Origin of the sequence: Peptoniphilus lacydonensis (assembly GCF_900106515.1) — a bacterium.
GTDB classification, from domain to species: Bacteria; Bacillota; Clostridia; order Tissierellales; family Peptoniphilaceae; genus Peptoniphilus_A; species Peptoniphilus_A lacydonensis.
Genome location: NZ_FNWF01000003.1, coordinates 1,149,227 through 1,168,117 on the forward strand (window position 1 = coordinate 1,149,227; position 18,891 = coordinate 1,168,117).

Annotated in this window: 20 protein-coding genes and 1 pseudogene; 18 read left to right on the forward strand and 3 right to left on the reverse strand. The window is 26.9% G+C overall.

Annotated features, from left to right (window positions below; genetic code table 11):
• On the forward strand, window positions 1-432 hold the full coding sequence (locus BQ5450_RS07150) for a hypothetical protein (protein ID WP_071126429.1): 432 nt from the start codon (window positions 1-3) through the stop codon (window positions 430-432).
• A gap of 67 nt (window positions 433-499) precedes the next feature.
• On the opposite strand, the pseudogene BQ5450_RS07155 reads toward BQ5450_RS07150, so the two are convergent.
• A pseudogene (locus BQ5450_RS07155) lies at window positions 500-889 on the reverse strand (transposase); the annotation flags it as partial.
• 109 nt (window positions 890-998) lie between these two features.
• On the opposite strand from BQ5450_RS07155, the gene BQ5450_RS07160 reads away from it, so the two are divergent.
• Genes BQ5450_RS07160 through BQ5450_RS07185 form a run of 6 tightly spaced genes read left to right on the forward strand, consistent with a single transcriptional unit; the run spans window position 999 to window position 5,850 of the window.
• Window positions 999-2,306: a radical SAM/SPASM domain-containing protein gene (locus tag BQ5450_RS07160; RefSeq protein ID WP_071126431.1), complete on the forward strand. Its 1,308-nt coding sequence runs from the start codon at window positions 999-1,001 to the stop codon at window positions 2,304-2,306.
• A gap of 3 nt (window positions 2,307-2,309) precedes the next feature.
• On the forward strand, window positions 2,310-2,708 hold the full coding sequence (locus BQ5450_RS07165; protein ID WP_071126432.1) for a hypothetical protein: 399 nt from the start codon (window positions 2,310-2,312) through the stop codon (window positions 2,706-2,708).
• A 47-nt stretch (window positions 2,709-2,755) separates the two neighbouring features.
• Complete coding sequence (locus tag BQ5450_RS07170) at window positions 2,756-3,466, forward strand: metalloprotease (RefSeq protein ID WP_071126433.1); 711 nt, start codon at window positions 2,756-2,758, stop codon at window positions 3,464-3,466.
• A 14-nt stretch (window positions 3,467-3,480) separates the two neighbouring features.
• Window positions 3,481-4,395 (forward strand): ABC transporter ATP-binding protein, encoded by a 915-nt coding sequence (locus BQ5450_RS07175; RefSeq protein ID WP_071126434.1) that lies wholly within the window; start codon window positions 3,481-3,483, stop codon window positions 4,393-4,395.
• Between the two features lies 1 nt (window position 4,396).
• The gene (locus BQ5450_RS07180) at window positions 4,397-5,089 is read left to right on the forward strand and encodes an ABC transporter permease (protein WP_071126435.1); all 693 of its coding nucleotides are present in this window, start codon (window positions 4,397-4,399) and stop codon (window positions 5,087-5,089) included.
• A gap of 14 nt (window positions 5,090-5,103) precedes the next feature.
• A complete protein-coding gene (locus tag BQ5450_RS07185; protein ID WP_071126436.1) occupies window positions 5,104-5,850 on the forward strand; it encodes an ABC transporter permease in 747 nt (248 codons plus the stop codon).
• Window positions 5,851-5,909: 59 nt separating this feature from the next.
• On the opposite strand, the gene BQ5450_RS07190 is transcribed toward BQ5450_RS07185, so the two are convergent.
• Together BQ5450_RS07190 and BQ5450_RS07195 are read right to left on the reverse strand one after the other, a co-directional pair.
• Window positions 5,910-7,280, reverse strand: a complete 1,371-nt coding sequence (locus BQ5450_RS07190) for a relaxase/mobilization nuclease domain-containing protein (protein WP_071126437.1) — start codon at window positions 7,278-7,280, stop codon at window positions 5,910-5,912.
• Window positions 7,280-7,648 (reverse strand): plasmid mobilization protein, encoded by a 369-nt coding sequence (locus tag BQ5450_RS07195; RefSeq protein WP_071126438.1) that lies wholly within the window; start codon window positions 7,646-7,648, stop codon window positions 7,280-7,282. Before BQ5450_RS07195 ends, BQ5450_RS07190 begins: the two co-directional genes overlap by 1 nt.
• A 490-nt stretch (window positions 7,649-8,138) precedes the next feature.
• Between BQ5450_RS07195 and BQ5450_RS07200 the strand changes: the two genes are divergently transcribed.
• The 11 genes from BQ5450_RS07200 to BQ5450_RS07250 all read left to right on the forward strand — a co-directional run bounded on the left by BQ5450_RS07200 (window position 8,139) and on the right by BQ5450_RS07250 (window position 18,874).
• Window positions 8,139-8,783, forward strand: coding sequence for a 4'-phosphopantetheinyl transferase family protein (locus tag BQ5450_RS07200; RefSeq protein ID WP_071126439.1), 645 nt, complete (start codon window positions 8,139-8,141; stop codon window positions 8,781-8,783).
• Window positions 8,784-8,797: 14 nt separating this feature from the next.
• Window positions 8,798-9,262: a GNAT family N-acetyltransferase gene (locus tag BQ5450_RS07205; protein ID WP_071126440.1), complete on the forward strand. Its 465-nt coding sequence runs from the start codon at window positions 8,798-8,800 to the stop codon at window positions 9,260-9,262.
• Window positions 9,263-9,322: 60 nt separating this feature from the next.
• The gene (locus BQ5450_RS07210) at window positions 9,323-10,516 is read left to right on the forward strand and encodes an aminoacyl--tRNA ligase-related protein (RefSeq protein ID WP_071126441.1); all 1,194 of its coding nucleotides are present in this window, start codon (window positions 9,323-9,325) and stop codon (window positions 10,514-10,516) included.
• 8 nt (window positions 10,517-10,524) lie between these two features.
• Window positions 10,525-11,529 carry a 3-oxoacyl-ACP synthase III family protein gene (locus tag BQ5450_RS07215; RefSeq protein WP_071126442.1) on the forward strand — a complete coding sequence of 335 codons (1,005 nt, stop codon included), beginning with the start codon at window positions 10,525-10,527 and terminating at the stop codon, window positions 11,527-11,529.
• Between the two features lie 11 nt (window positions 11,530-11,540).
• Window positions 11,541-12,566: an adenine nucleotide alpha hydrolase family protein gene (locus BQ5450_RS07220; protein WP_071126443.1), complete on the forward strand. Its 1,026-nt coding sequence runs from the start codon at window positions 11,541-11,543 to the stop codon at window positions 12,564-12,566.
• 23 nt (window positions 12,567-12,589) lie between these two features.
• Window positions 12,590-12,844, forward strand: coding sequence for an acyl carrier protein (locus BQ5450_RS07225; RefSeq protein WP_071126444.1), 255 nt, complete (start codon window positions 12,590-12,592; stop codon window positions 12,842-12,844).
• Complete coding sequence (locus BQ5450_RS07230; protein ID WP_071126445.1) at window positions 12,837-14,390, forward strand: AMP-binding protein; 1,554 nt, start codon at window positions 12,837-12,839, stop codon at window positions 14,388-14,390. The genes BQ5450_RS07225 and BQ5450_RS07230 overlap by 8 nt, the downstream gene beginning before the upstream one ends.
• Before the next feature lie 11 nt (window positions 14,391-14,401).
• Entirely contained in the window at window positions 14,402-14,668 is a 267-nt protein-coding gene (locus BQ5450_RS07235) for an acyl carrier protein (RefSeq protein ID WP_071126446.1), read from the forward strand.
• On the forward strand, window positions 14,665-15,276 hold the full coding sequence (locus BQ5450_RS07240; RefSeq protein WP_071126447.1) for a TetR/AcrR family transcriptional regulator: 612 nt from the start codon (window positions 14,665-14,667) through the stop codon (window positions 15,274-15,276). Before BQ5450_RS07235 ends, BQ5450_RS07240 begins: the two co-directional genes overlap by 4 nt.
• Before the next feature lie 110 nt (window positions 15,277-15,386).
• Entirely contained in the window at window positions 15,387-17,153 is a 1,767-nt protein-coding gene (locus BQ5450_RS07245) for an ABC transporter ATP-binding protein (protein ID WP_071126448.1), read from the forward strand.
• Window positions 17,153-18,874: an ABC transporter ATP-binding protein gene (locus BQ5450_RS07250; protein ID WP_071126449.1), complete on the forward strand. Its 1,722-nt coding sequence runs from the start codon at window positions 17,153-17,155 to the stop codon at window positions 18,872-18,874. Before BQ5450_RS07245 ends, BQ5450_RS07250 begins: the two co-directional genes overlap by 1 nt.
• Window positions 18,875-18,891 lie beyond the last annotated feature (17 nt).

The following is an 18,891-nucleotide window of genomic DNA, read 5'->3' on the forward strand; positions in this document are numbered from 1 at the left end:
GTGAAAAGTAAAAATATAATCAAAGGTATATATCTTCTGATTCTTATTTTTGCAATATTTAAATTGTTTAATTTAAATATTAGTAATTACGAACAATTTTATGAACTATCTAATTATGAAATAAAGAAAAGGCAGCTGAATCAAATAGAATGGGAAGATATAGGCAAAAAAGATGGTATATATCTATTAACATCAAAAGATTGTCCTTATTGTTTACATTATATAAGCAATGGAATAGAGCTAGTAAAAAAAGAAAGTGAGGAACATGATTTATCTAAGAATGTCATAGATTTAGACATAGGTGATTATTTTAATAACGCTGATCTTAATAGGACATTAGATTATTATAGCATTAATACCATACCATGTATATTGGAGATTAAAGAGAATAAAATAAGACTTATAGAATTTGAGGACATTCAAAAATTTTAATTAAAGGCATATATAATTAAGTCAAGTCCATATTATTGTGTAAATTCATCTAGTACAATATTTTCTATTACATTTTTATGTATAGTTTAGATGTTGACATCCAATCCTCATTGATATCAATGAGGATTGCGCTGATTAATCGGATAGCTGATTCTTCATTTGGAAATATCCTTATAACTTTTTCGCGTCTTCTTACTTCTTCGTTTAATCTTTCTATGCAGTTTGTTGTTCTAAGCCTGCTATGTATCACATCATTTGCTAGATATGAAAATGTGTCTTCAAATCCTTCATCTAAAACTTTTAAGCTCTTTTGATACTTATTTTCATTCTCGTATTTTAAAAATATTTCTTCTTTCATTTTTCTTGCTAAGTTTATATCTTGTATTTTGAATAATGCTTTTATGTCATTTCTAAATTATTCCGTGTTTTTCTTTGGGGCTTTTGAATGGATGGTTTGGCGCTTATTGTCATTAATAATTGAATTAAAAATTCCTCTTTTCTGGTGCTAGAAAAGGGGAATTTTTGATTATTGATTATTGATTTTTTTATTAGAGTGAGATTATAAAATGAAAACACACATAATACAAAATAAAAATGGAGAATTTATATTATTTTTGCCACATACATGTAGATTTTTTAAAATTAGTAAATCTGTAAAAAATATAGTTTTAGATATTGAAAAAGGGATTAATAGAAAGATAATTGTCGATAAATATAATATTGATTTTGAAAAATACGAGAAAATTTTTGAGTTTATAAATCAAGAAATTATCGAAGCACCAAGAAATATAGACAAAGTTAAGCAAATATCAAAATTAGCGTTACATATAGTAAATGGATGTAATCTTAATTGTATATATTGTTATGCAAATGGAGGAACTTACAATTCTACCAGCAGTGTTATTTCTAATAAAACGCTCAAGCAAACAATTGATACATTTTATAATAGATTTGATTGTATTGAGTGTATTCAATTTTTTGGAGGAGAGCCCACATTAAATTTAGGTGCTATTGAGTTTGTATGTGAATATGTTAAACGTTTATACGAATCAAATAGAATAGGTAAAATTCCGAACTATACGATTACCACTAATGGAACATGCGCAACAGATTATTTTATTGATTTGATTAATAAATATAATATTGATGTAACAGTTAGTTTAGATGGCAATAAGGATATAACTAACGAAACAAGACTAAATAGACAGGGATATAAGACGGCAGATGTTATAGAAAATAATATAATAAAATTGAGAAATAAGACAAATCAACCGATCGCAGCAGAAGTAACTTTTACACAATGGCACATAAATAAAGGTATCAGTGTTCAGGATACTGTTGATTATTTGTATGATAAATTTAAATTTAAGGCGATTCATGTGGTCCCTGTTAGTGCAAAAGAACATGCATCTTATAGGTTAAAAAACAGAGAAACTTTTTTTGATGCGGTATCATCTTCTTTTAAAAATAAAAAAGTAAAATATATGCTTGTAAATCAAATATTAGATAGTTTATTTAACAAAAAAATTTCAAATAAAATATGTGGTGCAGGCGCGACCGTATTTTCAGTTTCAGCTAAAGGAGATATTTATCCATGTTTTATGTTAAATGATTGTGAAAAATATAAATTGGGAAATGTATATTCATTAACTGATGAATTTTGGGATATACAAAAAGGACCAATGAGTAAATATTATAAGTATGATAGGTTTAAATATGCTAAGTGTAATGAATGTTTTAATCGCACAATATGTCATGGATGTATGGGAATAAACCAGTATACAACTGGCAATATATTTGAATCGGCAGAAGAAGAATGTGAATTTATGAGAAAATTGACAGAAGAGGTTATTATCTCTGTTTTGGAAAGTTAATATATGAAGAACAATAGACCTAAAGCAGTAAATGATATTAATGATTATATTTTATTTGAGAACAAAAATAAGGAAGATATATATTGTATAGGTAGTATTGAGAAAGACAGATATATAGAAGTTAAAGAAGAACAAAAGAATGCTATAATGAAATCTATTAAGTATTTTGATGGGACTAACGATATAGGAGAAATTTATGAAAAGCTTAAGAAAATAGAAAATATAGATTTAAATATTAATAAGTTGTATAACTTATTATTGGAAGCAGGATTACTTGAAAATGAACAAGTTGATTTAAATAAAAATGAATTTGAAAGATATGGTCTTAAGATAGCATCTATACCATTAGATAAGCTATCAAATTTATTTTATTTTTTTCAAAGTATTCTAGATTATATTTAATAGTATTGATATTTGCTGCTTTTTTTTCATTCCCCTTGATACCAAAAATGTTATCAAGATTGTTGTATTTTAACATTTATAAAACATTAGATTCTTCAGTTTTGAGCTTGATTTTATCTTTGTTTTTAACAACAGCAAGTGTACTTGTACATGAATTTTCACATGCTATTTTTTCTAAAAAATATGGATTAAGTCCAAATAAAATGGAAATAGTATTATACTTATATTTAAATCCAATTGCATATATAAAAACTAATGGGATTTATACGCTTTCTAAGCGAAAAAGAATAATTGTCTGGAGTGTTGGAATATTATCAAATTTAATTATATTTTTTATTTCAGTAATCATCCAAAATTATACTACAGGCACAGTTAGTAAAGTTTTTTTATTGTTAGCATACACTAATTTAGGATTAGTAGTAACAAATTTTATACCATTTTTGCCACTAGACGGATATTATATACTAACTACTTTGTTTCAATTAACAAATTTAAGAAAAAAATCATTTGGGGGACTAAAAAAAATATTTAAGGAAGAAACTTTTAAAAAGAGGGTCATTTATATAGTATACAACTTTATTTCGATAGTTATATTATGTTATATTATCGTAGTACCAATAGTTCAAGTTATATATAATTTTTATTTAGCTTATTTAAGAAATAATAATATATTTGAAGGCTTGAATGAAATTTGGATGTATCTTATATTGGCAGTTTTAATGATTTTTTCACGAATTATTGCTAGAAAACAAAAATAATGCTGGAGGTTAATATGAAAGATGAAATTCTTCTAGAAATAAAAAACTTAACAAAAAAATATAAAAACATCACTGCATTAGATAATGTTAATTTAAGAATAGTAAAGGGAAAAGTGTATGGATTTATTGGTAAAAATGGGGCTGGGAAAACTACATTAATTAGAATGGTTACTGGGTTAGCTTTTCCGTCAAGTGGAGAAATATCTATATTTGGTAATACAGAACAGAAAGATTTACAATATGAAAGAAGAAAAATTGGGGCCTTAGTGGAAGGACCAACGCTTTACCCATTTATGACATCAAAAGAAAATTTAAGAAGTCAACAAATTCAAAAAGGTATAAATGATGAAAATGAAATCGAAGAGATTTTAAAACTTGTAAATCTAGAAAATACTGGTAAGAAAAAGGTTCGTGATTTTTCCTTGGGTATGAAACAGAGATTAGGAACAGGACTTTCCTTAGTTGGAAATCCAGATTTTTTAATTTGGGATGAACCTATAAATGGACTTGATCCAGAGGGAATCAAGCAAATTAGAGAATTGATTAACCATCTTAATAAAGACCTAAATAAAACAATTTTAATTTCAAGTCATATATTAGAAGAACTTAAAAATACATTTACCGATTTTATCTTGATAGATAAGTGGAAAATAATTGAAACAATTACAAAAGAAGAGCTGTCAAAATATAAAAAAGAATATATTTTTATTAACACAAGTGATAATGAAAAAGCTATAAATATAATCGAGGAAGAATTTTCCAAGATAGAAATCAATAAAGATACTGAATTTATATGCATAAAGAATTTTAATTATAATATAGATTTATTATCGTCTTCATTGACAGACAACAAAATTCAAATTAGGGAAATGAAAAAAGAAAGAGAATCTTTAGAAGATTATGTATTTGAAAGAATAGGAAGCATGTAATATGAAGAATATACTAAAGTCGGAATTATATGAATTTGTACGAGACAAAAAGTATCTAATTCTACTAATTACATCGATTATATTACAATCTGTTTTATTGATTGATAAGAATGTAAAAAACACATCAGAAATGATGTATGTTAGTTTTTATAATATGCCATTATTATTTATTGTTGTTAATGTTTTTATATCTCTATATATAGGAGGTAATTTTTTAGATAGAAAAATTAATAGATACATTGTAAGTGGACATAATAGAACTAATATTGTTATAGTTGAAACGTTTGTTGTGATTATATTTTCCAATTTAATTTTGATGTTACAACCAACAATAGCCACCATAATTACTGCGATAAAAAATAGTAATGGAGCAGATAATATAAATATTTTGAGAATATTTCTGGTTACATTATTATTAAATACATCTTTTTTGGTAATCACTGTATTTTTAGCTTTTTTATTCAAAGATATAGGGAAGACATTAGTTTCATCTGTTGGAATTTATTTTATTGTTATTTTTTTATTGAATTCTAATAACGCAGTTCAATTAGCTCACATTATTCCGATGGGACAAGGGAGATTATTGATAGAAAATAGCACTACTTTGACGAAGGCAGTAGTTTTATCTAACGTATATTTCTTTGCTTTTTTAATAGGAACAATAAAATACTTTAAAAAATGTGATTTAAAATGATAATGGAGGTAAATATGAAAAAAATTATGAAAAAAGATTTTTACCAGATAAAACATAATAGATTCTTAATAATATCTTTCGTGGCTATTTTATTGCTAGGTATTTTTAGTTCCTCTGGGTATTTATTAGATTTGAATTCAAGAAAAGATGCTATCGGAATTTTTGATGCAATGGTTTATGATTCAACTGTAATTGTAATTTTAGTTACAATAATTATTACATCAATTATGGGAGCAGAGTTTAAAAATAGAACGGTTAATAATGAAGTTTATATAGGAAACTCCAGAAGTAATATTTTCTGGAGCAAAATAATTGTATATATGTTTGCTTATAACCTAATGATATTGGTATATCCTATAGCTGGATGTATTAGAATGGGGTTAAGTCTTGGATATGATTTAAATTTATACTTGAATATTGAACATATTGTTAAAATAGCATTCTTTTCAATAATATTAAATAGTGCAATGTATTCAGTTTGCGTATTCTTTATATTTGTTTTTAAAGATATCGCAAGATCATTATCATTATCTATAGTATATATTTTTTCATTTGCATTATTAATAGCATATGGAAAGCCTATGGGATTATTTGATAAGATTTTTATATTAAACTATATTCCAATTCAACAAATAAGGGATATTCTATATGCTGATATGAATGGATTTAATGAAATTATATCTTTTGTGAGTGGTATAATGCTATTATTTTTTTTCTTATTATTATCAAAAATCATATTTAGAAGACAGGATTTGAAGTAAAAGGTGTTGTTGCAAAATGATGAAAATTCTTTATGGATGCAGATAGAAAACTCTCCACCCTAATAATTCAATTCATTATCAATATATTTATCAGTATTTTTCCTTAATTGGGTCAAGTCATGTATCAAGGTGTTCTTATTAGAGTAGTCTTTCATAAGAATATCTTTTTTACTTTTATATTCATCGTAAATATTTGATAATTCTTGTATGTTTAAATTTTTATACTTGTTTTTGTCTAAAGTAGTTATTGACTTTTCGTAAGTGATAATTTGAGTTTTATATTCTGCATAAAATTCTTTATCTTTAGAGTTTGATTTATAGATTTCATAAATAGATTTATTTATTTGTAAAGTGTTTAAAGCTTCAATTGCAGTATAGATTTCGTTCAAATCTTTTTCTATATCCTTAATTTTATCTAAAGTTTTTTGCCTATTAATGGCTTCTTGTAGAAGTTTATTTTCTAGATCTATATTAGATGTCAGCCCATACTTTCTGAGTTGATTTAAAGTGTCAGCCATAGTATTCATATTGTGCTTCTTTGTCCATATTTCATAAGCTTTAGAAGATTGTATCTTTTTATTATTTTTTAAGTCTATTATATTGTCGACTTTTTTATATGCTTTCGTAGAAGAATCAAAATCAATTTTTATGAACTTTTTATGCATATTATTTTCGATTCTTTCCTTTATCTTTTCATTGGTATAATCTTTTCCAAGAGTAGTTTCTTTAGCACGAATAAATCGTCCTTTTTCTCCTTGCTCTTTATGACGAAAAGATAGGTACTTGCCTAATTTGATTTCGTATCCATATTCTTCCATAGTTTTTAAAAAATTATCATAGCTATTAGACTTTTGAATAGCATGATCAATAGATATTTGAAGTCTATATTTCCAAGATGTCCCTTTTTTAAATTCCATATATTCTTTATATGATTTCCCATTAGTTTTATATTTATTTTTAAACTTTATATAGTCTTCATCTATAATAGATAACTTATATTTTCTACACAAGTCATCACTATAATTTCTAATTTGATGGTAAGATTTTTTATTGCTTTGATAGGCTTTACCTGTATGAAAAGAAACATTATTAAATAGAATATGGTTATGAATATGCTCCTTATCAACATGGGTAGTTATTACGTATTCATATTTTCCTTGCAGTACCTTCTCACATAATTCAATTCCAATTTTGTGAGCCTCTTCAGGTGTAGTTTCTCCAGGTGCGAAAGCTTGAATTAAATGCCTAGCTAAAACTTTAGCTTTAGAATTACATTCTATTTTTGTTTGTTCAAACTCTAAATGAGCAGTTGTAGGGTTACAATTTAGAGATGAAATTAGAATTTTTTTGTCTGTTTTATTGCTATCCATAATATAATCAAGGGCAGCTTTTAATGTAGATTTAATAGGATGAATCTTAGTAACAGCCATTATTTTTTCTCCGTATTAAAATTATTGGAATAAGTAAGAGAGTATATCTTTTTACGCATGGATAAAATATCTTTTGCTTGTTTTTCTAATGATTTTTTCAAATCATCTATATCATTTTTATATATAAGGGATGTTGAGTTTACTATTTTTGCAATTTGATTTATATTACTTGAAGTACGACTTATATTCGTTGACATTTCACGAAAAACATCCATATCTAGAATAAAGATATCTTTTTCTAAAATACATTTTATAATAAATTGTCTAAGAGATTTGCATTTAGATGCTTTATATTTTTTGTTCAATAATTCTAATTCTTCATCAGATAGCATTAGATATATCCCGTTATTTCTAGTTCTATTTGCCATAGGTTACCTCCTTTATATAGTTAAGTAAAAAAAGAAAAACCTGTAAAAGCAAGTATAGCAACTTGTTTTACAGGTTTAATTTATTATATATTCTTTAAGAAAACTCCTGAGTTTTGCTTCTAATTGTCTTATATTTTATCACCTTTAAAAAGAATAATCAAATTTCGTATATGAGAGAATGTAAATATTTTTTATAAGGATAGCTAATGCAAGTTAAAAAAATTAGGGGTTTGGGGATATTCCCCAACAAGCAAAGTAGATTAAAACAAACAGTAGCTTTATAGTTGGTTTAATCTATTTTTTCGTAAGTGCATATGCACTTACTGTGCTTGCTATATAAGCTAAGTGTTAAGCATATATTAATCTATATTATATTATTCGTTCACTTGAGATCAAATCACTTGAATTTCTATTGATATTGATTTACAATATCAATATAAGGAAATAATTATCTTTTTACTTTCAGTTTGAATTTACTGGAGGATTTGATATGGTTAAGATATTTGCTGTGAAGATTATAGATAATCCATACAAATATGAAAAATTACTTATTAAAAAGTTAGACGAGTTAGAGAGAAATAGATATAAAAAAATTAAAAATGAAACTAGAAAGTTACAATTTTTAGTAGGAAGAAATTTACTATTTTATATCATTGATAGAATATTAAATATGAATTTCAAATATGAAATACAATATGGAGAATATGGGAAGCCAGAGTTTTCATTAAATAATTTGAAATTTAATATTTCGCATTCGAATGCTTGGGTTATTTGTGCTGTATCGCAAACAGCAGTCGGAGTTGATATTGAGAATATAAATAATTTAAATAATTGTAGGTATATAGAAAATTTGTTGGTTGAATTTTATGAAAAACTTTCAGAAATAAAATATTTATGCAACGAAAATTTATCCTCCGTATGGACTTTAAGAGAGGCATTTATAAAATTGAAAGGTCTAGAATTTGATATTCTTAGTAATAATTCAGCTTTGGCATCTAGTATAAAAAGTAATGAGGAAAATATTTATTTTAAACAATACGATGTAATTAGTGGATATTATGTGACGTGTTGTTCGTACGAAAGAATCGAAGATGAAATTAATATAATTGAATTTTATGATTTACTTACAGAATGAGGAGAATATTAAAGATGGAGTTAGCAGGTGTAAACGATGTATGTAATATAGCTGATATTATTATGGACTGTAGTATAGGGCAAGATTACTATCCAAGTCAAGCAATATTAAATAATAAGTTGAAAGAAGGAATTAGGAGAAAAGAGGTATGGATATGTAAAGATAATAATATTATAATTGGTGTTTTATGGGTCATGAAAAAAGGAATGTTTGGATCTTACCCATATCTTCATATAATTGCAGTAAAAGAAGGATGGAGATTTAATGGAGTAGGTTCAAAAATGATGAAATATTTACACGATAACATTGTTAGTACTGATAGTGATTTTTTACTTAAGAAGCTTTTTCTTTTGGTAAATACAGATAATAAATCAGCTATAAAGTTTTACGAGAAGTTTGAATATATGGAGATATGCGAAATAGATTCATTGTTTAGGAAAGGGAAAAAGGAAAGATTAATGATAAAAAAATTTTTTTAAAAGCTAAAAGAACGAATGTCGGTCTAAATTTAAAGTTTTACCTTAAAGGAGGATTATATTATGGATAGTTACATAACATTAAAAGTTAAAGAAGAAAATTTAGAAGTTATTAATGAAATGCTACCATATGTATCAGAATATATAAAAGAAATTATTTATGACAGAGATAATAAAATTATTAAAGTACGATGTGATGAAGATTTGAGATCTGAAGTAGAAAATAGCATTCAAGAACTAGAAGAAATGCTAACTAATAATTTTTTTGAGAACGACAAAATAAATAGTGTCATTATTAAAGATTGGACGAATAAAAAAGTTTATAATAAGAAAGATGTTTTTGCAGAATTAAAAGAAAAATTGGAAATATATGATACTGCGAGTGGCGCTTTTGCTTATAATGGGTTAACGTTGAAAATATTTAATTATTTTCTTTATAAAATTGATGAATATGCAAAACAAATATTTAATGATTGTACAATAAAATATCATAGAGTTCCATCTCTATATAGTCTTGATGGCTATCAAAAAGGAGGTTATTTTGATAGTTTTCCTCATCATATAATGTTTGAAACAACTTGTCTAAATAATTTGGATAACATAAATAAGTTTTCTGAAGCGCAAAATTTTAAAGAAGCAAATGTTAAGATAAAAAAACCATCAAATGTTTTAAGAACAGCTTCATGTGCCCCTATATATAAATATTTAGAGAATAAAGTTATAGATAAAAATGAAAAAGATATTTATATTGTTATCGGAACTTGTTTTAGAAATGAAGCAGAGAATATAAAAACATTGTCTAGATTAAACGAGTTTACAATGAAAGAGTATGTTTTTGTTGGTGATGAAAGATTTATTGAAGATAAACTTGATAGAGCAATGGGACTTTGGGAATTTTGGTCAGATACTTTTTCACTAAATTCAAAAATAGAAACAGCCACAGATTCATTTTTTGCCAATAACTATAAAAGATTAAAGTTATTTCAGGTTTTAGGGAAATCAAAAATTGAATTTAAATGTTTAATACCTAATGAAAACAAGTATATATCTTGCAGTTCTAAGAATTATCACAGGACTCATTTTTCTTCAAAATATAATATTTGTTATGGAGATAAAAGTACATTAGCGCAGAGTGCCTGTTTTGCATTTGGCATAGATAGGTTAACATTTGCCTTATTGTCCCAAAAAGGAGTAGATATTGAACTTTGGGACGAAAATACGATTGAAGAAATTAATAAATATGTCGAACTATTCTAGGAGAACTTATGAACACAGAAATTAAAGGTATAGGTATTTACCTCCCTAAAAAAGTAATAAACAGTTATGAAGCTGAAGAAATGGCTGGATATAGTAAGCATGGCTTGAGAAATGGATTGGTTAAGATGATAACTGGTGTAGAGACTAGGTGTTATGCGGGAGATAATGAATATTGTTCTGATATAGGATATATGGCTGCAAAAAATGCAGTTAAAAATTCAAGATTATCAGTTGATGACATAGATACACTGATTTTTTGCTCTGTTACTCAAGATTTTGCAGAGCCTGCAACCGCGAATGTTATCGCAGATAAATTAAAATTAAAGAATGCTTACGTTTTTGATGTGAAAAATGGATGTAATGCTTTTTTGCAAGGAATGGATATAGCGGATAGTCTTATTAAAACAAAAAAAGCTAAAAATGTACTTATTGTTTCTGGAGAAGCTTTAAGTAAATGGGTAAAATTTGATTATTTAGATAAAGATGAGTTAATGGTTGGAAGTCCAGTTACACTGTCTTTGGGAGATGGAGGAGGAGCTTTTGTATTAGGAGAAGGTAGAAGCAATAAAGGGATTTTAAGCTCCAAATTTAAATCTTATCCTGAATTATGGAATAATAACGTTATGTGGGGAGGAGGAGTGAGATTTCCTAGAGATGTTAAGAAGATGTATATTCCAGGGACTACAAAAAAGCTAATTGAAAAACAATTAAATATAAGAAATGATTTAATTGAGGATGAATTAAAAAAAGTTAACTGGACAATAGATGATGTCGATTTTTTTGCCTCAACGCAAGCAGCAAAGTGGCTTAATAAAAAAATACAAGAAGAAACTGGTATTGATGAAAGTAAAATGAGCTCGGTTGTTGAAAAATGGGGAAATGTAGCCTGCAGCAATTTACCTTTAGTTGTGTATGATGCGATAAAAAAAGAAAAAATAAAAGAAGGAAGCAAAGTTGTATTCATTGGTGCAGCTGTTGGATTTAGTACATGTGTAATAACTGTACAATTTTAAGGTGGTGTTCGATGAAAAATTTAAAAACTTGCAAATGCTGTGGATTAACAGAGTGCAAAGATGTCATAACGATTGACGGTAGTGGTATTTGTAACATCTGTAATGAATATAAAAATATGACTTTAGACAAAGGTTCTACAGGTTTTGATTCATTGCCTTCTAATAAAAAGAAAGATATTCTGTATAAAAAAATAGATAAACATGTGAAGAAATGTAAGAATAGCAAATATAATTGTGTAGTAGCTGTGTCTGGTGGAAAAGATAGTTTAATGACGTTATATGTGGCAAAAAATAAATTAGGATTAAATCCGATAGGATTTTTTATAGATAATGGTTTTGCATTAGATGAGATGAGAGAAAATATAGATAATGCATCCAAAATATTAGGGATAGACATAGTAACTTATAAAACAGATATGATAAAAGAAATATTTACAATATTACTTAAATCAAAAAAACCGATATATTATTGTAGAGTTTGTCATTTATTAATAGATTTATATGTCAAAAGTTTCTGTAAAGATAATGAAATAACATTGTTATTAGGAGGGTATACGAAAGGACAGACTTATATAAATAAGAAAGAATTGTTTTGGATATATGATATATCAGATGAAAATACCTTGAAAGTATTGAGCGATTTTGAACAGTATGAACAATTATCAAATATGATAAAAAATCCATTAGCTTATTTTGCTAAAAATTTTAGAGATATAGAGCAGATATCACCATTTAAATATATGGATTATAATGAAGATGAAATAATAGAATTTTTAAAGAAAAGTATAAATTTCAAAGTTCCAAAACATAGTTGGCCACGAAATTCTACAAATTGTGAATTTAATTATCTATCTCAATATTTAGCCAGAAAACAATTTGGTTATTCTCAACATGAGACTGAAATGGCTACTTTAGTTAGAGAAAATGAAATGTCTATAGAAAATGCGAAAAAAATTTTAAGTACGCCTATAACAAACAGAGACATTGAAAATATTTTAGAAAAATTGAATATAACAAAAGCTGATATATGCATTTAATTTGAAATGATGAGGTGATTACTATGAATATTAATGATAGAGTTAAAAAGATATTAACTAATACAATTGATGGGATTGATATAAATAATTTAACGAATTCTGAACAATTAATAACTACTGGTTATATTGATTCATTTGATATAATAAGATTAATGGAATATTTTGAGAATGAATTTTGTATAAAAATTGATATAGAAAAAGTTACTCTAGCAGACTTTGAAACTGTTGAGTCGATGTCAAATTTAATATTAGGACTGAAGGAAAATTTTTATGAATAACGCAACCTTAAAAGATGTTTTCATAAAAACATTTCAAAACGATCCTAAAAAGGTAGTTTATGAATATTATAGTGGGAAGATAATAGAAAAAATAACTTATAAACAATTGAAAGATAAGATATATGGTATAGCATTGATATTGAAAAAATATCTTGTAGGGATTCCAGATGAAAGTTGGGTTATATTGCAAGCAACTAATAATCCTTGGGATATGGCTGTTTTATGGGCATTGATTCATAATAATATGAACGTTTTATTATTAGATAAAGAAGTTAAAAATCCTAAATATATAATAAAGCAAAGCTCAGCAAAAGCAATAATAACTTCTTATAACTTATCTATACAGAACGTAAAGTCTATAAATATAGAAGTATTAAGAAAACACAATCCTTCAAAATATCTTTCAGACAATAATTTTACATTTTCAAATAAGATTGCTCTTTGCACTTCAGGTACAAGCGGAAATCCTAAAATTTTTGTTCATACAGGAACTCAGATATACGCTCATATTAATAGCGTTTTAGATAGATATGGGAAAGCGAAGGATCTGAAATATAATGCAGAAAATAATGAAATAAAAAAAACAATGCTAACTTTTAAATTCCACCATATAGCTTCTGTTTTATTGAATTTTATGTATCCTTATATTGGCGGAACGATTGTTAAAACAGATGAAATTGGAATTAAAATATTGCTGGATTTAATTAATTCTAGAAAAGTTCAGAATGTTTATGCTGTTCCAATGATTTGGGATTCTATGGTTAAGTATATTGCGGGGAAATATGGAAATAGCAATCCAGAAACTATTAAAAAAGCTTTTGGGGACTCTTTAAGATTAGCGATGATGGGAGCGGCTAAACCTACATCTAGAACAGTAGAGATTTTAAACAAGGCTGGGATATTCACAACATCAGCCTATGGGATGACAGAAATAGGATCTTTGACTTCAAATATAAGTAGAAGTACTGAGAATAGAAATAAGGGAATTGCAGGTAAAGTAGGCTCAAGATTTTATGAGGTTAAAGTAAAGAAAGAAAGTGGAATATTAAAAAGTAGTGGTACTGGTGAACTCCTTATACGAGGCAAAATTGTTTATTATTCACAATTAGTTAATGGAATTGAAATTGTTAGAGATAGTCATGAATATTTTCATACTGGAGATATTGTTAAAATTGAAAGTGATGATTTATATATAATAGGAAGAGTCAAAGATATTATAGTGAATACATCAGGAGAAAATATTTATATAGATGAATTAGAGTTGAAATTCAACTTTCTAAGAGATTTAGGAATAGAATATACTATTATTGGGATAAATGACGAACCGATATTGGTTATTTATATGTCAAAAGATAATGATGTTAGCGAAATTTTAGAAAATATTAGTAGAATTAATAATTCTTTGGAAATATATACAAGAATAAAAAAAATATATTTTTCAAAAATTCCACTATTTAGAACGTCTACTGAAAAAATAAAAAGGAATACAATTAAGGATGAAATTGTTTTAAACAATGAGATATTTAAATTAATAAAATCGTATTAATTGGAGGTAAAATGAGTAAAGTTGATGAAATCATATTAAAACAAATTTCTACTATATTAAATGTAGATAAAGATAGAATAAAGGATAATTCAAGATTAGTGGAAGATTTGGGAGCTAATAGTTTTGAATTAGCTGAAATATTTCTTTCTCTTGAAGATGAACTGAATATAGATTTAAAAGATAAATTTATTTTGGAAAGGACGGTTTATGTAAAAACTATAAGAGATCTCGTAGACGAAGCCTTGTCCCAAAATGAGAAATGGTATGAAAAAGAATGACAAGAAATGTAAAAGATCCAGAAGAAAGAAAACAAGAACTTATAAATATAGCATCCAGACTTTTTGAAAAGTATGGGTATGAGAAAGTTTCTGTTCGAGATATTCTCGCAGAAGTTAATGGCGCTCCGGGAATGTTTTATTACTATTTTAAATCAAAAGAAGATATATTCTTGGCATGCATGGAAACATATTTTGATGATAAATTAAAAAATAAGTTAGATATACTTCAAAACAAGGAAATAGATTACGAAGAAAGAATAAAAATCTTAAGAGAACTTATAGTAAAAGATATAGGTCAATTTACGAAAAAATATAATTTTTCTCTCAATAATTCAATAACAGATAATTCGTATAGGCTTTGGGAGTTAACTCACTATATTGGAAAATTTATAGATGTCTATTCTGAATTTATTATTGAAGGAATCGAAGATAAAAAAATAGAAAACAATATGGGAATAGATAGAGAAAATGTAAAAAGTTTTGCAGCTTTTATTTTATATGGGGCTGTTGGAACAATATATACTGACTCAATCAATAAAGGAGAAAATAAAACAAACTCAAATGGAGCCTTTGAAGTGATTAGCGAACTTTTTCCAAGACTTCATTAGATAAAAACAAAATATAAGTATTTTACAAGGGAAACATTAAGTATGTTTTCCTTGTATTAGTTTTAGGGTAAATGAACGAACTCGTTCTGAGAAAAGGAGGAATATTATAGATGAAAAAAAAGAAATCTATTGGAGATATTATTTCCTACAGTGAAGTAAAAAAAGGAAGACTTATCAGTGGAATAATATTTGTTAGTTTGGGAATGTTACTAAGTATATGCCCAATCTTAGTAATATATAAGGTTATTAAATCTCTGTTTTTATATGGAGCATTAGATAAAAACACAATAAACCTTTGTATTTATGGACTTGTAGCTGTAATTTTAGCTTACCTTTTAACCTACGTTGGCAGCATCTTATGTCATAAATTTTCATATATCTTAATAGCAAATTTAAAGAAAAAAATATTGAATCACGTTGGAAAGTTACCATTAGGATTTTTCAATGGAGATAATAAGTCTAAAATAAGGCAAGTGTTAGGTTCGGATATGAATCAAATTGAAGGATATTTTTCTCACCAATTACCAAATCTTATTTCGACTTTAACAATAATTTTAGCGATGATTGTTGTCATGTTTAAGATGAATTTGTTGTTAGGATTTATAACATTGTTAGTTTTACTTATAGGACTTGGAATTCAAATTGCGATTATGGCAAAGATTATAAAGTCAGGCGGACTTGCTGAAAATTTTAAGATTCTTGATGACATTAATTCTGCAACTACTGAATATGTAAAAGGTATGCCAGAAGTTAAAATATTTAGTTCTGGTGTTAGGTCATTTAAAACTTTTTCGAAATCTGTAAATGATTATAAAAATTTTACAAGTTCTATGACTTCAATGATAAGACCGGGTTTTGTGTCTTTTAGAGTGTTCATACTTTCAGTAGCAACATTTATAGTACCTGTTGGGATAAGCTTATTATCAAAAAATTATAGCTTAGATTTTTTAACTACTTTTGTTTTCTTTTTAATAATTGCCCCAGCTATGAGTGTACCTCTTTTGAAACTTAGAGATTTTGCAGAAGGAATGAATTTGTTAAATGAAGTTGTGGCTAGAATATATGAGCTTATATATGAAAAAGAAATGTTAAGCGGAAGTAACGATAAAGATATATTAGACTACAATCTTGAATTTAAAGATGTAAGCTTTGCTTATGGAGAAGAAGAGGTTTTAAAGAATATTAGTTTTTGTGCAAAACAAGGAGAAGTTACTGCATTAGTAGGATATTCAGGAGCAGGAAAATCAACAATAGGGACTTTAATACCAAGATTTTACGACCCATTAGAAGGTTCTATTGAAATTGGCGGAGTAAATATAAAAAATATTTCAATAAAAGATTTAATGGACAATATTTCTTTTGTTTTTCAAGATAGTGATCTTGTTACAGACACAGTTTTTAATAATATTGCTATGGCGAAGAAAGGAGCTACTAAAGAAGAAGTTATAAGAGCAGCCCAAAAAGCAAGATGTCATGATTTTATTAAACAGCTTCCTCATGGATATGAAACTCGTTTAGGAAAGGAAACTTATTTATCTGGAGGAGAGAAACAACGTATTGCTGTGGCAAGAGCAATCTTAAAGGATTCACCTATATTGGTTTTAGATGAAGCTACAAGTTTTGCAGATTCTGAAAATGAATATCTTATGCAGGAAGCTTTATCGGAACTAGTCAAAGATAAGACAGTTATTATGATCGCCCATAGGTTAAATACGATAGAGAAAGCAAATCAAATTTTAGTAATATCTGATGGAAAACTTGTAGAAAGAGGAAAACATGAAGATTTAATCTGTGTAGATGGGATATACAAGAGGCTTTATGATATCTATAAAAAAACAAATATTTGGCAAATGGATATAGAAGGGAGTGAGAGATAATGATAAAAAATATTACCTTAGGAAAGGCAAATAATATAAGAAAATCTATTGTTCTAAACATTTTAGCATCTATTTCTAACCTTATACCATTTATTGCACTAGCTAAAATTGTAGAAGCATTATTTCTAAGTAGAAATACAGGAAAAATAGACACGAATCTTTTATGGAAATATTTTGTGATAATGGCAGTATTTTTCTTTGTAACAATTTTCTTTGAGAATTTAGCTACAAAATACACCTACGAACTTGGATATAAAGTGGCAGCAGATGGAAGAATAGAATTAGCAGATCATATAAGAAAACTGCCTATAGGTTATCTTTCAGGCAAAAGCTCAACGGAGATTTTAGATACTCTTATGAATGACTTTTTTAAAATAGAAACAGCAGTGACTCATCAATTGCCACAGTTTTTTAGTGGTATATGTGTAGCTATTGTTTGCTCAATTTTATTTTTGATAATTGATGTAAAAATGGGAATAGCAACTTTTATTGGTTTACCAATTTCTATTTTACTGTTAAGACTTATGCAAAATTTTCAGAAAAAAATCTATTTAAGAACAAAAAAGATAAAAATAAAAGAAGATGAGGATATAAATGAATATTTAGATACGATAAAAACACTTAAAGCTTACAATAGCTTAGAAGAAACATTAACTAAACTTGAAAGAGATATTGAAGATTCTAAAGATGCAAATATTAAGAATGAGAAAGGTGTAGGCTCGTTAACTACTATAGCAAGTATGATTTTAAGAATAGGGCTTCCTTTGATGAGCTTAGTAGGTTCTTATTTATTTTTAAATGGAAACTTAGAAATTGACACATTTTTAATGTTCTTATTTGTAGGTACAAGAATTTTTGATCCTTTAGAGCTTGCACTTGTAAATTATAATGGGTTACAAATAGCATCAGTGTCAGGAGAAAATATCCTAAGATTGTTAAATGCAGAGCCTATGAAAGGTGAAGAAGACTTAAAAGTAAGCAATAACATTGAAATTCGAGATCTTTCATTTTCTTATAAAGAGTCTAAAGTTCTTGATGATGTCACATTGGATATCAACGATAATGAATTAACAGCTTTTGTAGGATATTCTGGTTCAGGAAAATCTACACTAATTAAGCTGATATCAAGGTTTTACGATCCTGATGAAGGAACAATAAAAATTGGAGGAATAGATTTAGCTAAAGCAGATCCTTACAAATTAATGGATAAATTTTCTGTGGTATTTCAAGATGTATATCTTTTTAAAGATACTATTTATAACAATATTAAATTTGGAAATGAAGATGCTAGTAAAGATGAAATCATAAATGCAGCAAAAATGGCAGGGGCATATGACTTTATAATAAAAAAGGAAAATGGATTTGATACTATGATTGGTCAAGGAGGAGCAACTTTATCTGGAGGTGAGAAACAAAGAATATCCATAGCAAGAGCGATCTTAAAGGATGCTCCAATAATATTACTCGATGAAGCGACATCTTCGCTTGATCCCGAGAATGAACTTATCATACAAGAAGCAATTTCAAATTTAATTAAAAATAAAACGGTGATAGTTGTAGCTCATAAGCTAAGAAGTGTTATGGGTGCAGATAAAATAGTTGTTTTAAATAAGGGAAAAGTAGAAGAAGTAGGAAAACATGAAGAACTAATTAAAAATAACGGTCTGTATAAAGACTTATGGAATTATCAAGAGAAGTCAAAAGAATGGAAGATTGTATAGTAACAATCAATTTTAAA

What these genes read in the sequence shown, in the direction of transcription:
- BQ5450_RS07160 (WP_071126431.1), top strand. Translation starts at nt 999, where the DNA reads ATGAAAACACACATAATACAAAATAAAAATGGAGAATTTATATTATTT.
- BQ5450_RS07165 (WP_071126432.1), top strand. Translation starts at nt 2,310, where the DNA reads ATGAAGAACAATAGACCTAAAGCAGTAAATGATATTAATGATTATATT.
- BQ5450_RS07170 (WP_071126433.1), top strand. Translation starts at nt 2,756, where the DNA reads ATGTTATCAAGATTGTTGTATTTTAACATTTATAAAACATTAGATTCT.
- BQ5450_RS07175 (WP_071126434.1), top strand. Translation starts at nt 3,481, where the DNA reads ATGAAAGATGAAATTCTTCTAGAAATAAAAAACTTAACAAAAAAATAT.
- BQ5450_RS07180 (WP_071126435.1), top strand. Translation starts at nt 4,397, where the DNA reads ATGAAGAATATACTAAAGTCGGAATTATATGAATTTGTACGAGACAAA.
- BQ5450_RS07185 (WP_071126436.1), top strand. Translation starts at nt 5,104, where the DNA reads ATGAAAAAAATTATGAAAAAAGATTTTTACCAGATAAAACATAATAGA.
- BQ5450_RS07190 (WP_071126437.1), bottom strand. Translation starts at nt 7,280, where the DNA reads ATGGCTGTTACTAAGATTCATCCTATTAAATCTACATTAAAAGCTGCC.
- BQ5450_RS07195 (WP_071126438.1), bottom strand. Translation starts at nt 7,648, where the DNA reads ATGGCAAATAGAACTAGAAATAACGGGATATATCTAATGCTATCTGAT.
- BQ5450_RS07200 (WP_071126439.1), top strand. Translation starts at nt 8,139, where the DNA reads ATGGTTAAGATATTTGCTGTGAAGATTATAGATAATCCATACAAATAT.
- BQ5450_RS07205 (WP_071126440.1), top strand. Translation starts at nt 8,798, where the DNA reads ATGGAGTTAGCAGGTGTAAACGATGTATGTAATATAGCTGATATTATT.
- BQ5450_RS07210 (WP_071126441.1), top strand. Translation starts at nt 9,323, where the DNA reads ATGGATAGTTACATAACATTAAAAGTTAAAGAAGAAAATTTAGAAGTT.
- BQ5450_RS07215 (WP_071126442.1), top strand. Translation starts at nt 10,525, where the DNA reads ATGAACACAGAAATTAAAGGTATAGGTATTTACCTCCCTAAAAAAGTA.
- BQ5450_RS07220 (WP_071126443.1), top strand. Translation starts at nt 11,541, where the DNA reads ATGAAAAATTTAAAAACTTGCAAATGCTGTGGATTAACAGAGTGCAAA.
- BQ5450_RS07225 (WP_071126444.1), top strand. Translation starts at nt 12,590, where the DNA reads ATGAATATTAATGATAGAGTTAAAAAGATATTAACTAATACAATTGAT.
- BQ5450_RS07230 (WP_071126445.1), top strand. Translation starts at nt 12,837, where the DNA reads ATGAATAACGCAACCTTAAAAGATGTTTTCATAAAAACATTTCAAAAC.
- BQ5450_RS07235 (WP_071126446.1), top strand. Translation starts at nt 14,402, where the DNA reads ATGAGTAAAGTTGATGAAATCATATTAAAACAAATTTCTACTATATTA.
- BQ5450_RS07240 (WP_071126447.1), top strand. Translation starts at nt 14,665, where the DNA reads ATGACAAGAAATGTAAAAGATCCAGAAGAAAGAAAACAAGAACTTATA.
- BQ5450_RS07245 (WP_071126448.1), top strand. Translation starts at nt 15,387, where the DNA reads ATGAAAAAAAAGAAATCTATTGGAGATATTATTTCCTACAGTGAAGTA.
- BQ5450_RS07250 (WP_071126449.1), top strand. Translation starts at nt 17,153, where the DNA reads ATGATAAAAAATATTACCTTAGGAAAGGCAAATAATATAAGAAAATCT.